The 12,585-nt window shown below is 62.6% G+C and carries 12 protein-coding genes; 6 read left to right on the forward strand and 6 right to left on the reverse strand.

The genetic code is table 11. From position 1 onward, the window contains the following. Positions 1 to 606 precede the first annotated feature (606 nt). The 4 genes from ABVN20_RS24760 to ABVN20_RS24775 all read right to left on the reverse strand — a co-directional run bounded on the left by ABVN20_RS24760 (position 607) and on the right by ABVN20_RS24775 (position 3,959). Complete coding sequence (locus ABVN20_RS24760; RefSeq protein WP_368558383.1) at positions 607 to 1,575, reverse strand: NAD(P)-dependent oxidoreductase; 969 nt, start codon at positions 1,573 to 1,575, stop codon at positions 607 to 609. A 10-nt stretch (positions 1,576 to 1,585) separates the two neighbouring features. Further along, complete coding sequence (locus ABVN20_RS24765) at positions 1,586 to 2,977, reverse strand: NAD(P)/FAD-dependent oxidoreductase (RefSeq protein ID WP_368558384.1); 1,392 nt, start codon at positions 2,975 to 2,977, stop codon at positions 1,586 to 1,588. A 282-nt stretch (positions 2,978 to 3,259) separates the two neighbouring features. Beyond that, positions 3,260 to 3,598 (reverse strand): RidA family protein, encoded by a 339-nt coding sequence (locus ABVN20_RS24770; RefSeq protein ID WP_368558385.1) that lies wholly within the window; start codon positions 3,596 to 3,598, stop codon positions 3,260 to 3,262. A gap of 10 nt (positions 3,599 to 3,608) precedes the next feature. Further along, positions 3,609 to 3,959, reverse strand: a complete 351-nt coding sequence (locus tag ABVN20_RS24775) for a cupin domain-containing protein (protein WP_368558386.1) — start codon at positions 3,957 to 3,959, stop codon at positions 3,609 to 3,611. A 222-nt stretch (positions 3,960 to 4,181) separates the two neighbouring features. Between ABVN20_RS24775 and ABVN20_RS24780 the strand changes: the two genes are divergently transcribed. From ABVN20_RS24780 to ABVN20_RS24800, 5 genes are all read left to right on the forward strand, one after another. Continuing rightward, on the forward strand, positions 4,182 to 5,099 hold the full coding sequence (locus ABVN20_RS24780) for a glycine betaine/L-proline ABC transporter ATP-binding protein (RefSeq protein ID WP_368558387.1): 918 nt from the start codon (positions 4,182 to 4,184) through the stop codon (positions 5,097 to 5,099). 16 nt (positions 5,100 to 5,115) lie between these two features. Next, positions 5,116 to 6,069, forward strand: coding sequence for a glycine betaine/L-proline ABC transporter permease ProW (gene proW / locus ABVN20_RS24785; RefSeq protein WP_368558388.1), 954 nt, complete (start codon positions 5,116 to 5,118; stop codon positions 6,067 to 6,069). A gap of 55 nt (positions 6,070 to 6,124) precedes the next feature. Continuing rightward, positions 6,125 to 7,162 (forward strand): glycine betaine/L-proline ABC transporter substrate-binding protein ProX, encoded by a 1,038-nt coding sequence (gene proX, locus ABVN20_RS24790; protein ID WP_368558389.1) that lies wholly within the window; start codon positions 6,125 to 6,127, stop codon positions 7,160 to 7,162. A 70-nt stretch (positions 7,163 to 7,232) separates the two neighbouring features. Further along, positions 7,233 to 8,561, forward strand: coding sequence for a dimethylsulfonioproprionate lyase DddP (dddP, locus tag ABVN20_RS24795; protein WP_368558390.1), 1,329 nt, complete (start codon positions 7,233 to 7,235; stop codon positions 8,559 to 8,561). Between the two features lie 20 nt (positions 8,562 to 8,581). Continuing rightward, positions 8,582 to 9,511 (forward strand): ornithine cyclodeaminase family protein, encoded by a 930-nt coding sequence (locus ABVN20_RS24800; protein WP_368558391.1) that lies wholly within the window; start codon positions 8,582 to 8,584, stop codon positions 9,509 to 9,511. Here ABVN20_RS24800 and ABVN20_RS24805 read toward each other — a convergent pair. After that, positions 9,508 to 10,062 carry a LuxR C-terminal-related transcriptional regulator gene (locus ABVN20_RS24805; protein WP_368558392.1) on the reverse strand — a complete coding sequence of 185 codons (555 nt, stop codon included), beginning with the start codon at positions 10,060 to 10,062 and terminating at the stop codon, positions 9,508 to 9,510. The genes ABVN20_RS24800 and ABVN20_RS24805 overlap by 4 nt on opposite strands. A 194-nt stretch (positions 10,063 to 10,256) precedes the next feature. On the opposite strand from ABVN20_RS24805, the gene ABVN20_RS24810 reads away from it, so the two are divergent. Further along, positions 10,257 to 11,138, forward strand: coding sequence for a DMT family transporter (locus tag ABVN20_RS24810; protein ID WP_368558393.1), 882 nt, complete (start codon positions 10,257 to 10,259; stop codon positions 11,136 to 11,138). Positions 11,139 to 11,531: 393 nt separating this feature from the next. On the opposite strand, the gene ABVN20_RS24815 is transcribed toward ABVN20_RS24810, so the two are convergent. Then, entirely contained in the window at positions 11,532 to 12,584 is a 1,053-nt protein-coding gene (locus ABVN20_RS24815) for a proline racemase family protein (RefSeq protein WP_368558394.1), read from the reverse strand. Position 12,585 lies beyond the last annotated feature (1 nt).

The following is a 12,585-nucleotide window of genomic DNA, read 5'->3' on the forward strand; positions in this document are numbered from 1 at the left end:
ACGCTGGATCATCACCACTTCTTCGTCAACGATGACGCGGGTTGTCTGGATGCCTGCGGTGCCTGGTCTACCATCGCGAGTAAACTCGCTCCTACAGGGTTAGGCGGTGTCTGTGGGAGCGAGCCTGCTCGCGATGGTCGTTAACGATGACGCGGGTTGTCTGGATGCCCGCGGTGTCTGGTCTTCCATCGCGAGCAGGCTCGCTCCCACAAGGGGATTTGCGGCATACAGAGAATTCTCTGTTGGGCATGTTCTCCTGTGGGAGCGGGCTTGCTCGCGAAGGCGTCAGCACAGGCAACATTGATGTTGAATGTACCGGCCTCTTCGCGGGCAAGCCCGCTCCCACAAAGGGATTTGCGGTGTACACAAAACCCTGTAGGAGCGAGTTTACTCGCGATGGTCGCCAACGATGACGCGGGCTATCTGGACGCCCGCGGTGTCTGGACTTCCATCGCGAGCAAGCTCGCTCCTACAGGGTTAGGCTGTGTCTGTGGGAGCGAGCCTGCTCGCGATGGTCGTTAACGATGACGCGGGTTGTCTGGATGCCCGCGGTGCCTGGTCTTCCATCGAGAGCAGGCTCGCTCCCACAAAGGGATCCCGTTAACGCTAGGCGCTACGGATCCTTCTGGTCACCTGCTGCCGGGCAACGAACTCACTGATGTTGTCCACCGCGCTGTCCATCAATTGTTGCATGGCGTCTTCGCTGCTCCAGGCGATGTGCGGGTTGAGCAGGAAGTCGTCGCGCTCGATCAGGCTGAACAGCGGATTGCTCGGGTGCAGCGGTTCGTGTTCCACCACATCCAGCGCCACGCCACCCAACCGGCCGTTTTCCAGCGCGGCGATCAGCGCTGCTTCGTTGACCACGCCACCACGCCCGGTGTTGACCACCACCGCATCGTGTTTCATCAAGGCCAACTGCTCGGCGTCGATCAGGTTGTAGGTCTCGGGTGTCAGCGGGCAGTTGATCGACAACACGTCACAGTTCTTCAGCAGCTCGGCCAGCGGCCGGCAATCCGGCCCGGTGCGCTTGCCGCCGCGGTCCTCGAACAACACCTGCATGCCGAACGCCCGCGCCAGGTGCGCCAGGCGCATGGCGATCGGGCCGCTGCCGATGATCGCCAGGTGCTTGTCGCGCACATCGCGGATACGGTGGTTGAAGTAGATGTTCTGGTACGCCGCCTCGCCAGCATGCACCTGACGCATCAGCCGGGTGAACGCCGCAGGGCGGCGGAACAGTTCCAGGATCATCGCCAGGCTGTGCTCGGCCACGGTATTGGCGGCGTAGCCCGGCACGCTCGACACCTGGATGCCATGGGCATCGCAGTAGTCGACGTCGACGATGTCGCGCCCGGTCAGGGCCAGCGAAATCATCTTCAGCTTGGGCAACTGACGCAGGTGCTCTTCGCGCAGCGGCACGCTGCAGGTCAGGGCAATCGTCGCGTCCTGCAGATGCTCAAGCACCTGTTCCGGGCGGGTGTAGGCGAATTGCTTCCAGCTGTGCTTGAAGCTCGGGCTCTTGAGACGGGTCGACGGCGCCAAGCCATCGTCGTCGAGAAAAACGATCTGTTCGCTCACGATCAAATCCTTATTTCTTCTGCGCCGGCACGTAGCCGGCCGGGGCCATGGCAACCAGCTGACGGGTGACAAAACCCGCATCCTGATCGTGATCTTCTAACGATTCCTTGCGCACCAGGGCGTCACGCACCATGTGTGCACCAAAGAAGCGGAACGGTTCTGGCGGCAGCAGTTTCATGCGCTGGTTGACCAGGCCGCAGTTGGCCCACTCGTCATTGGCGTGCTCGACCAGCGACTTGATGATGCGGCTGGCGAACACGGTGGTGGCCACGCCGTTACCGGAGAAACCGATGCCGTAGGCGATGTTCTGGTGATGATCGAGGTAGCCGAAGTTCGGCAGGCCTTTCATGGCGCGGTCGATCGGCCCGGTCCAACTGCTGACGATCGGCACGCTGGACAGTTGCGGGTACAGGCGACGCAGTTCAGCGGCGACCTTGTCCGCCGCCGGCGACGGTTTCTCGTACAGGTTGCCGATGCGTCCGGCAAAGGCGAACTGGCCCAGCGGCTTGCCGAACACCACGCGGCCGTCAGGGGTGTTGCGCCAGTAGTTGAGCACGGTGCGCGAGTCGGTCATGCATTCGCCGCCGCTGAAGCCGATGGCGTCCAGCCGGGCCTTGACCGGTGCGGTGGCGACCATGTCGCTGGACATGATTGCGATCATCCGCCGCAGCTCGGGGAAGCGCGCGCCCCAGGCGTTCATCGCCAGCACCACACGGTCGGCTCGCACGGCGCCGCGCTCGGTGTGCACCACCGGGTTCTTGCCTTGTTCGAGGCGGGTCAACGGGCTCTTTTCATAAATCTTCACGCCCAGCTTCAGCGCCACGCGACGCAGGCCACGGGCGAGCATGGCCGGTTGTACGGTGGCGGCGTTGGGGTCGTAGATGCCACCCAGCACCAGCGGCGAGCCGACACGGCCCTGGATGGTCTGGCGGTCCATTTCCTGGAACGGGTTGACGCCCAGGTTCTGCAAACCGTCGGTCAGCACGCGCCAGGAGTTCATCTGCCGCGGGTTGGTCGCGGTCCACAGCCAGCCGTGCTTGCGGTACTGGGCGTCGATGCCGTGTTCTTCGCAGAAGCTGCCGATCTCGTCGATGGCCGACTCGGCGGCCTCGCAGATGCGCCGGGCCTCGACGTCGCCGCAGATGGTGCGCAGCGACAGGTACTTGCCCCACCAGTTGGTCGCCACGCCGCCGTTACGGCCGCTGGCGCCCGCACCGCAGCGGTCGCGCTCGACGATGACGATGTTCTTTTCCGGGTTGGCCTGCTTCAGGCGGATGGCCGACCACAGGCCGAGATAGCCGCCGCCGACGATGCACACGTCAGCTTGAATCGATTCCTGCAGGGCAGGGGCCAGATCGTTATCCAGGTCAAGCGCCTGGGCATACCAGAATCCACGGTACATAAGGGGGTGCCTTCAGCCGATGTTGTTTTGTGAGTACATGATGCGCAGCGGGGGAAGGGGCACACTATGATGCGGGGGACAATTGATATGAGGATGTTGCGTGGGGGGGCAGATAATTCAGGTTGGTCCTGGATGCACACAATCCCCCTGTGGGAGCGAGCCTGCTCGCGATGAACTCGCAGACGCCGGGGTGCAACAGGCTCACCGCGTCATCGTTGAAGACCATCGCGAGCAGGCTCGCTCCCACAGGGGGGGGCATACAGAGATTTTGTGTGAGGCCGCTTAGAGCTGTCCGAACGCCTGGATCTCGATTCGGTACTCCGGTGCTGCCAGCGCCGCGCCGACACACGCGCGTACCGGCGGCTGGGCGCCGACCCAGGCGTCGTACACTTCATTCATCGCGGCAAACTCGGCCATGTCCGCCAGCCAGATCTGCATGCGGGTGAGGTTGGCCTTGCCCGCACCGACCTGCTCAAGCCACTGTTCCAGCTGCGCCAATACGCAACGGGTCTGCGCGGCGATGTCGCCCGGTTGCAGGGCGACGATGCCGCTGGTTTCGATGCGACCGTCCACCAGCACCATCTGGCTGGCCCGTGGGCCTGGATTGATTCGTTCGATCATCGAAGACTCCTCAGAACAGCACGTAGGTTTTGCGCAGGGTTTCGCGGATGTCCCACACGCCCTCGCAGTTCTCCGGGAACAGCACCGCGTCACCGGCGCGCAGCTCCACCGGCTCGCCACCGTCGGGGGTGAAGGTGCACCAGCCGCTGACGATGTGGCTGAACTCACGGTTCTTCAGGTGGCGCCGGAACACCCCCGGGCTGCTTTCCCAGACGCCGATGCTGGCGCCCACGGCGTCATCGGTCTGGGCCTGGCCGGTGGCGGCCACGGCAATCGGTTCGCCAATCGGCAGGCGTGCCGGCGAGTGTTCGCCCAGCGCAGAGGCGGCGGCGTTGCGAACGACGGTGAGGACTTGGCTCATGGTTTTTCCTTGTTGTGGGGGCAATCGGGCAAACGGTCGGTACTTTTGCATTGCCCCCCAAGCGCTGCATATAACGGGAAGGACCAGTCATCGAACGCCGTGTCGCCGCCAGCCGATTTCGGTGTCCGGGATAATACAAATTGACCGGTTCATACAATTCAGGGGGGAGCCACCGGGATAGAGTTCAACACGTTCGATCAATAAATATAAAAAGAGGGTCGTATGAACCAGACCGATGAAATTCTCTCGGTAAGGAACATTTTCAAGGTATTCGGGCCCCGCCCGGACCTGGCCATGAAGATGCTGAACGAAGGTGCCGACAAGAACGAGATCTTCAAGAAGACCGGGCATGTGGTCGGTGTGTTCGATGCCAGTTTCTCGGTCAAGCGCGGCGAGATCTTCGTGATCATGGGCCTGTCCGGTTCCGGCAAATCGACCATGGTGCGGTTGTTCAACCGCCTGATCGAACCCACCAGTGGCAGCATCCACCTCAACGGCAAGGAGATCACCGGCCTCTCCGACAAGGCGTTGCTGGACGTGCGCCGCAAGGAAATGGGCATGGTGTTCCAGTCCTTTGCCCTGATGCCGCACATGAGCGTGCTGGAAAACACCGCGTTCGGCCTGGAGATCTCCGGCGTCAGCGAAAGCGAACGCCACTGCCGGGCCAGGGAAGCCCTGGCGCAAGTGGGCCTGGCCGGCCAGGAATTCAGCTACCCGCACCAACTCTCCGGCGGCATGCAGCAGCGTGTCGGCTTGGCCCGTGCGCTGGCCAACGACCCGACCATCCTGCTGATGGACGAAGCCTTCTCGGCGCTGGACCCGCTGATCCGCAGCGAAATGCAGGGCGAACTGATCCGCCTGCAAGCCGAGCAGCAACGCACCATCATCTTCATTTCCCACGACATCGAGGAAGCCGTTCGCATCGGCCATCGCATCGCGATCATGGAGGGCGGCCGCGTGGTGCAGATCGGCACGCCGTTGGAACTGATCGAACAGCCGGCCAACGACTATGTGCGCGCGTTCTTCAAAGGCTTTGATGTGTCCCGCGTGCTCAAGACCGGTGATGCGCCCGCGCTGGACCCATCGACGGTCTGCCGGGTCTGCCGCAAAGAGCTTGAACTCGCCCACACCCATCACTGAAAAGAGGCAAGCCAGAATGTCCGATTTCAGCTTTCTCGATCCCTTCCAGACCCTCACCATTCCGCTGGGTGACTGGGTGGAAAGTGTTCTGAATTACATGGTGCAGAACTTTCGTGAAGTGTTCCGCGCCATACGCTGGCCGATCGACCAGGTGCTCAACGGCATCGAGTACACCTTGCAGAGTATCCCGCCAAGCATCGGCATCATCCTGTCGTCGCTGCTCGGTTGGCAACTGGCGGGGAAGCGCATGGCCGCGCTGTGTTTTGTCACGCTGACGCTGCTGGGTTTGATCGGCGTGTGGTCGGAATCCATGACCACCCTGGCGCTGGTGCTGACCTCGGTGTTCTTCTGCGCGCTGATCGGTATTCCCTTGGGCATCGTCTGCGCCCGCAGTGACCGCCTGGAAAAAGTCATCCGACCGATCCTCGACGCCATGCAAACCCTGCCGGCATTCGTCTATCTGGTGCCGGTGGTGATGCTGTTCGGTATTGGCAACGTCCCCGGCGTGCTGGTGACCATTGTGTTTGCGCTGCCGCCACTGGTGCGCCTGACCAATCTCGGTATCCGCCAGGTGCCCGAAGACAAGATCGAAGCCGCCCGCGCCTTCGGCTGCACGCCACGGCAGATGCTGACCCGCGTGCAGCTGCCGCTGGCCACCTCGACCATCATGGCCGGCCTCAACCAGACCCTGATGCTGTCGCTGTCGATGGTGGTGATCGCCTCGATGATCTCCGTGGGAGGTCTGGGCCAGATGGTCTTGCGCGGCATCGGCCGCCTCGACATGGGCCTGGCCACCGTCGGCGGCATCGGCCTGGTGCTCCTGGCGATCTTCCTCGACCGCCTGACCCAGGCGATGGGCGCCCGCACCAATGCCGACCCGAGCAAACGCTGGTACCACACCGGTCCCGTGGGCGTGCTGCTGCGCCTGGTCGGGGCCGGGCAACCCGCAGGACGGCGCGAAACCGCCTGAGATTCACCGTTCTATCTGCCGCAATCCACACAACAATCACAAAAGGTAAGCGAAGATGTACGAGTCCACATTCACCCGCCGTGTCCTGCAATGCGCCTCTGCCGTGGCGTTCAGCGTGGTCTGCCTGGGCGCCAGCGCCTCGGTGGACAAACCGGGGGAGGGGGTGACGATCACCCCGGCATTCCCGACCGTCGATGAAGAGCGCTTCCGTGGCGAAGTGGCCCTGGCCGGCCTGCGCGAGCTGGGCTACAAAGTCCAGAAGCCCAAGGAGACAGAGTACGCCACCATGGTCCTGGCGGTCGGTTTCGGCGACGCCGATTTCACCGTCAACGCCTGGGACAAACTGCATGCGGCGTTCTACGACAAGGCCGGTGGCGACGACAACATGATCAAGGTCGGCAACGTGCTGCCCGGCGTGTTGCAGGGTTATCTGATCGACAAGAAAACCGCCGACCAATACAACATCAAGTACATCACCGACCTGAAGAAACCGGAAATCGCCAAGCTGTTCGACACCGATGGCGATGGCAAGGCCGACATGACCGGCTGCAATCCGGGCTGGGGCTGTGAACTGGTGATCGCGCACCAGATGAAAGCCTACGACCTGGAAAAATCCATCCACGTGAACCAGGGTTCTTACTTCGCCCTGATGGCCGACACCATCACCCGCTTCAAGGAAGGCAAACCGGTGTTCTATTACACCTGGATTCCGCAGTGGGTGGCCGGCGTGATGGTCGAAGGGCGTGACGTGGTCTGGCTGCAAGTGCCCAAGACTGACCTGCCGGGTGGCGACAACAGCCTCGACACGATCTACGAGGGGAAAAACCTCGGCTTCGCCCTGGACAAGGTCCAGGCCCTGGTCAATCGCAAGTTCGCCGAGAAGAACCCGGCGGCGGTGAAGTTCCTGTCGCTGATGCAGATCCCGGCTGCCGACGAGAGTGCCGAGAACCTGAAGATGCAACAGGGCGAAAAATCCATGGCGGACATTCAGCGCCATGCCAAGGAATGGATCGCTGCCCATCAGGAGCAGTTCGACGGTTGGGTGAAAGCGGCGCGGGAAACCGGCTCCCAGGCCACTCAAGCAAGCAATTGATTTGATGGCCAGGCCCCGATTGTCGTGATCGGGGCCGCCACATAATTATAGGGATGACGCCTTAGCCATGATGAGTTCGCCTTTTTCGATTCCCGCAGAAAACCGTCGCATCGACCCCGCCCGCCAACGCGCCGACGGCTCACCGGACGACAACGACCGTACCGAGATCGGCCCGACGCCCCTGGCCTTTGCCGAATGGGCGCAACTGGGCCTGCAACCGCCCAACCTTGCAAGCATGCGCGAATTCCGTCTGCAACGGATCAAGGAACAACTGGTAGCCCGCGACCTGGCGGGCATTTTGCTGTTCGATCCGCTGAACATCCGCTACGCCACTGACACCACCAATATGCAACTGTGGACCACCCACAACCCGGCACGCGCCTGCTTCGTCGCCGCCAACGGGCATGTGACGCTGTGGGACTTCCATGGCTGCGATCACCTATCCGCGCACTTGCCGCTGATCACTGAGCTGCGCAGTGGCGCGTCGTTTTTCTATTTCGAGACTGGCGACCGCACCGAGCAGCACGCCAAGCGTTTCGCCGCCCAGGTCGACGATCTGTTGCGGGTCCATGGCGGCAGCAACCGCCGGCTGGCGGTGGATCGCATCGAAGTCGCCGGTTTGCGCGCTCTGGAAGCCCTTGGCGTGCAGGTCAGCAGTGGCCAGGAAGTGACGGAGCACGCCCGAGTGATCAAGGGCCCGGACGAAATCCGCGCCATGCGCTGCGCCGTGGCCTCCTGCGAAGCCTCGATTGGCGAGATGCGCCAGGCCATGCGCACCGGCGCCACCGAGAACGACGTGTGGTCGGCGCTGCATGCCGGCAACATCCGCCGCGGTGGCGAGTGGATCGAAACCCGAATCTTGAGCTCCGGCCCGCGTACCAACCCCTGGTACCAGGAATCCGGCCCGCGGGTGCTCAGCGACGGCGACCTGTTGTCTTTCGACACTGACCTGATCGGCGTCTACGGCATGTGCGTGGACATGTCGCGCAGCTGGATCTGCGGCGACCGCGAACCCACCGCCGAGCAGAAACGCCTGTACCGCATCGCCCATGACCACATCAGCTTCAACACCGACCTGGTGCGCCCGGGTGTGGGTTTCACCGAACTGACCCGCCTGGCCCACCGCCTGCCGGAATCGTGCCGCGCCCAGCGTTATGGCGTGATGTTCCATGGCGTTGGGCTGTGCGACGAATACCCGTGCATCCGCTACCCGGAAGACGTCGATTCCTACGGCTACGAAGGCGTGCTGGAACCGGGCATGGCACTGTGCGTCGAGGCCTACATCGGCGAAGTCGGCGGCCGTGACGGCATCAAGCTGGAGAACCAGTTGCTGGTCACCGAGGACGGCTGCGAGGTGCTGACCCATTACCCGTTCGAAAAGAGCTTCCTGGAGGACTGAACAGACATGGAACAACGCCGATGAAGATGGTTTCTGCGCAGCAGATCAACGCCGTACTGGACTGGGCCGGGGTGCTCGCCGCCTTGCGCCGCACGCACCTGGGGCCGCGGCCGCGGATTGATGACTTTTTCCTGGGGGACAGCGAGTACGGGCTGTTCAGTCGGGGCGTGATCCTGCCGGGTGTCGGGGCCGGGGTGAAGATCGCCTCGATCTGCCCTGGCAACCTGCAGGCCACGCCGCCATTGCCGGCCGAGGACGCGGCGTTCCTGGTGGTGGACGAGCGCACCCGGGCCATTGCGGCGATCTGCGATGGTCCAGCGATCACTGCCTGGAAAACTGCCGGGGATTCGGCCCTGGCCGGCTCGTATTTGAGCCGGGAGGACAGCCAGGTGTTACTGGTGCTCGGTGCCGGGCCGGTGGCGCGGGCGTTGACCGAGGCGTACCTGCATGTGCGTCCGGGGATTCGTCAGGTGTTGTTGTGGAATCGCACGGCCGCCAAGGTTGAAGCCTTCGCCGCGCAACTTCAGGCAAGGGGCATCGAAGCCAGCCTGGTCAGTGACCTGGACCAAGCGGTTGGCCGCGCCGACATCATCGCCTCGGCCACTGCGTCTTCTGTCGCACTGATCAAGGGGCAGTCCGTGCGCGCCGGCACCCACATCGACCTGGTCGGCGGCTTTCGCCCGGACATGCAGGAAGCCGACGCGGACTTGGTGGCACGCGCCCGACTGTTCACCGACGATCGCAAGGGTGCGCTTAACTCGGGGGACTTGCAGGTGCCGTTGCAGGCTGGGTTGATTGACGAGGACTGCATCGAAGCCGATCTGTTCGAGATCTGCCAGGCCAGCGCGCCATGGCGTCAGCCGCAGGACATCACCCTGTACAAGAATGCCGGCGGCGCGCACCTGGACCTGACGGTGTGCCAATGCGTGCTGGAACGGCTGGCGGGCTAGGCGACGATCCGCCGGATCAGCTCGGGGGTAGAACCCACCGCGTACTTGCGCAGCAGGCTGGCGCGGTGGATGTCCACGGTGCGCGGGCTGATGCCGAGTTTCTTTGCCGCTTCCTTGCTGGTCAGGCCGTCCACCAGCAGGGCGGCGACGTCGCGTTCGCGGGCGGTTAGGCTGACTTTCTCGGCTGACGCCGGGTCGGCGACATCGGTGAAGACCCAGGCCGCCAGTTCGTAGGGATTGTCTTCGTTGAAGCCGTAGCCGCGCACGGTCACCCAGAAATGCGTGCCATCCAGGCGGCGCATGATGCGGTCGTCGTGGAACTCGGCATGGCGCGAGAGCAGGGGGGCGAAGTGTTCGGCGGCGGATTCGAAGTCTTTCTGTTCGGGGTACAGCAGCGCGAATGAGGCGCCGATGATCTGTTCCTCACTGGCGCGGAACATCGTCAGGGCGCGGGCGTTGCAGTTGACGATGATTCGATGGCGGGCGATGACCACCGAGACCGGCAGATGCTGAAGAAGATACTCGGGTTTCAGGCATTCCTCTTCGATCATGGGGCGCTGCTCTTTCTCGGTTTCAGAGGTGAGGGAAATGCTGATTACCTAGGTAATCGCGGCGTTTGGCGTGGCTGCGCCAGGCTGCTTAAGATCATACCGCAGGCTCTGCCTGCGGGCCTGTTGAATAACAACAATGTGCACGTCTCCCATCCAGGGCGGATGCTGCAAACCGATGGAGCGCGCGACCGATCATGAGCACAGTGGCAGAACCCTTGAGTGAAGCAGGGCGCTCGAAAAGCACCCGGTTGGGCATCGGCCTGTGCCTGATGTCGATGTTCGTGTTTGCCGCCCAGGACGGGATTACCAAGATCCTGGTCAAGGACCTGCCGGTGTCGCAGTTGATCATGGTGCGCTACTGGTTCTTCCTGCTGTTCGCCCTGTGTTTCGTGCACATGAAGGGTGGCTTGCGCAGTGCGGTGAAGAGTGGGCATCCGTGGCTGCAATTGAGCCGGTCGCTGATAGCGGTGTTCGACATCATGGTCTTTGGTTTGGCGCTGCGCTTTCTGGGGTTGGCCGAGACCCACGCGATCTACGCGATCTTCCCGCTGCTGACCATGGGGTTGGCGGCGTTGCTGCTGGGGGAAAAGGTCAGCCCCCGGCAATGTGTGGCGGGGCTGATCGGTTTTGCCGGTACTTTGATCATTCTCCAGCCGGGCATGGGCGTGTTCAGCGTCACTTCGTTGATTCCGCTGTTGGGCGCGGTGATGTTCGCCTTCTTCAGCGTGCTGACGCGCAAGATCAGCGCGGTCGACAGCTTCAGCACCAACATGCTGCACATGGGGTTCTGGGGCGCGCTGGCCTCGACCGTGGTGGCGACGCCGCAATGGGTGACACCGTCCTCGACCGAATGGGGGCTGTTGCTGGTGTTGTCGGTGAGCGGGGTGATTGCCCAGTTGTTGCTGTTGCAGTCGTTGAAGTACGCGGCGGCGGTGACCTTGCAACCGTTCAACTATTCGCTGCTGCTGTTCGCCTCGGTGTTTGGGGTGACCTGGTTTGGCGAGACATTGGCCACATCGCTGGTGATTGGCGCGCTGCTGGTGGTGTTGGGCGGGATTTATGCATTTCGGCGGTGAGTGAGACTTCCCCTCCTGTAGGAGCGAGCTTGCTCGCGATGAGGGTGTGTCAGTCACAGTTAATTTGCCTGACAGACCGCCATCGCGAGCAAGCTCGCTCCTACAGGTTTTGAGTCGATCGCATTTATTGTGTACACCCTGAACCATTGTGGGAGCGGGCTTGCTCGCGATGAGGGCGTGTCAGTCACGGTTTATTTGCCTGACACACTGCTATCGCGAGCAAGCCCGCTCCCACAGGTTTTTGAGTCGATCACATTTTGGTGTACACCTGAAACCACTGTAGGAGCGAGCTTGCTCGCGATAGCGGAGTGTCAGTCGCAGTTCATTTGCCTGACACATCGCCATCGCGAGCAAGCTCGCTCCTACAGTGGGGAAGGTTGGGTTTACCTAGGCTCAGGCCCAGATATCTCCAATGGTGAAGCCCTCGGTGAACGGATCATCATGGTCGAGCACATAGGTGTTCAGACCATAGATCCAACTTCTGCCGGTGACGGTGGGCACCACGGCCTTGTGTGGGCCGATGCTGGTTTCGCTGATCAGGCGGCCGGTGTAGATGTTGCCGATGATGCCCTGGTGGCGGAAATCCTGGTTCAGTGGCAGTTCGCCCTTGGCGTGCAGGGTGGCCATCTTGGCGCTGGTGCCGGTGCCGCAGGGGCAGCGGTCGAGGGCGCCGGTCCAGGTGGCCGGGTTGTCCCAGGAGAACTCGCCGCTAGCCATGGTCACCACGTTTTTCCAGTCGGCGTTGGGGTCGTCGCTGGGGCCGGAGAGCTGCGAAATGGTAATGCCCACCCCTGGATAATCAGGATGCGCGACCGGCAGTTGTTCGATGGCAGCTTCACGGATCATCGACGACACCCGGGCAATCTCCGCACCATGTTGCGGAATCAGCTCAAGGCCCTTGAACTGGCGGACATCGGCGATCACGTAGAACATGCCACCCCAGCCGACATCCACCCGCACCTTGCCCAAGTGCGGCACGTCGATCACCGCGTCCAGGTGCGCAGCGAACGCCGGCACGTTCTGGAAGGTCACGCCCTTGACCTTGCCGTCCTTGCACTCGGCCTTGATGCGAATCAGCCCGGCCGGCGCTTCCAGCACCAGTTCGGTCAACGGTTCCTTCATCGGCAGCAGGCCCATTTCCAGCAGCACGGTGACCACCGAGATGGTGTTGCCGCCGGACATCACCGGGTACTCGATCTGCTCCATGATGATGTAGCCGGCGTCCGCCTCGGGATGGCACGGCGGCACGATGATGTTGCAGCAGTGCGCCGGGTAGCCACGCGGCTCGCGCAACATCAGCTTGCGCAGCTGGTCGTCGTTTTCTTCCAGCCATTTCATCTTGGCGTGCACGGTGTCGCCGGGAATGTGCGGAACGCCGCCAGTGATCACGCGCATGGGCGTGCCGGCGTGGGTGTCAACGGCGTGGATGGTTCTCTTGAAGGTCATG

The sequence above is a fragment of the Pseudomonas sp. MYb118 genome (assembly GCF_040947875.1).
Lineage (GTDB): Bacteria > Pseudomonadota > Gammaproteobacteria > Pseudomonadales > Pseudomonadaceae > Aquipseudomonas.

What these genes read in the sequence shown, in the direction of transcription:
- ABVN20_RS24765 (WP_368558384.1), bottom strand. Translation starts at nt 2,977, where the DNA reads ATGTACCGTGGATTCTGGTATGCCCAGGCGCTTGACCTGGATAACGAT.
- ABVN20_RS24770 (WP_368558385.1), bottom strand. Translation starts at nt 3,598, where the DNA reads ATGATCGAACGAATCAATCCAGGCCCACGGGCCAGCCAGATGGTGCTG.
- ABVN20_RS24775 (WP_368558386.1), bottom strand. Translation starts at nt 3,959, where the DNA reads ATGAGCCAAGTCCTCACCGTCGTTCGCAACGCCGCCGCCTCTGCGCTG.
- ABVN20_RS24780 (WP_368558387.1), top strand. Translation starts at nt 4,182, where the DNA reads ATGAACCAGACCGATGAAATTCTCTCGGTAAGGAACATTTTCAAGGTA.
- proW (WP_368558388.1), top strand. Translation starts at nt 5,116, where the DNA reads ATGTCCGATTTCAGCTTTCTCGATCCCTTCCAGACCCTCACCATTCCG.
- proX (WP_368558389.1), top strand. Translation starts at nt 6,125, where the DNA reads ATGTACGAGTCCACATTCACCCGCCGTGTCCTGCAATGCGCCTCTGCC.
- dddP (WP_368558390.1), top strand. Translation starts at nt 7,233, where the DNA reads ATGAGTTCGCCTTTTTCGATTCCCGCAGAAAACCGTCGCATCGACCCC.
- ABVN20_RS24800 (WP_368558391.1), top strand. Translation starts at nt 8,582, where the DNA reads ATGAAGATGGTTTCTGCGCAGCAGATCAACGCCGTACTGGACTGGGCC.
- ABVN20_RS24805 (WP_368558392.1), bottom strand. Translation starts at nt 10,062, where the DNA reads ATGATCGAAGAGGAATGCCTGAAACCCGAGTATCTTCTTCAGCATCTG.
- ABVN20_RS24810 (WP_368558393.1), top strand. Translation starts at nt 10,257, where the DNA reads ATGAGCACAGTGGCAGAACCCTTGAGTGAAGCAGGGCGCTCGAAAAGC.
- ABVN20_RS24815 (WP_368558394.1), bottom strand. Translation starts at nt 12,584, where the DNA reads ATGACCTTCAAGAGAACCATCCACGCCGTTGACACCCACGCCGGCACG.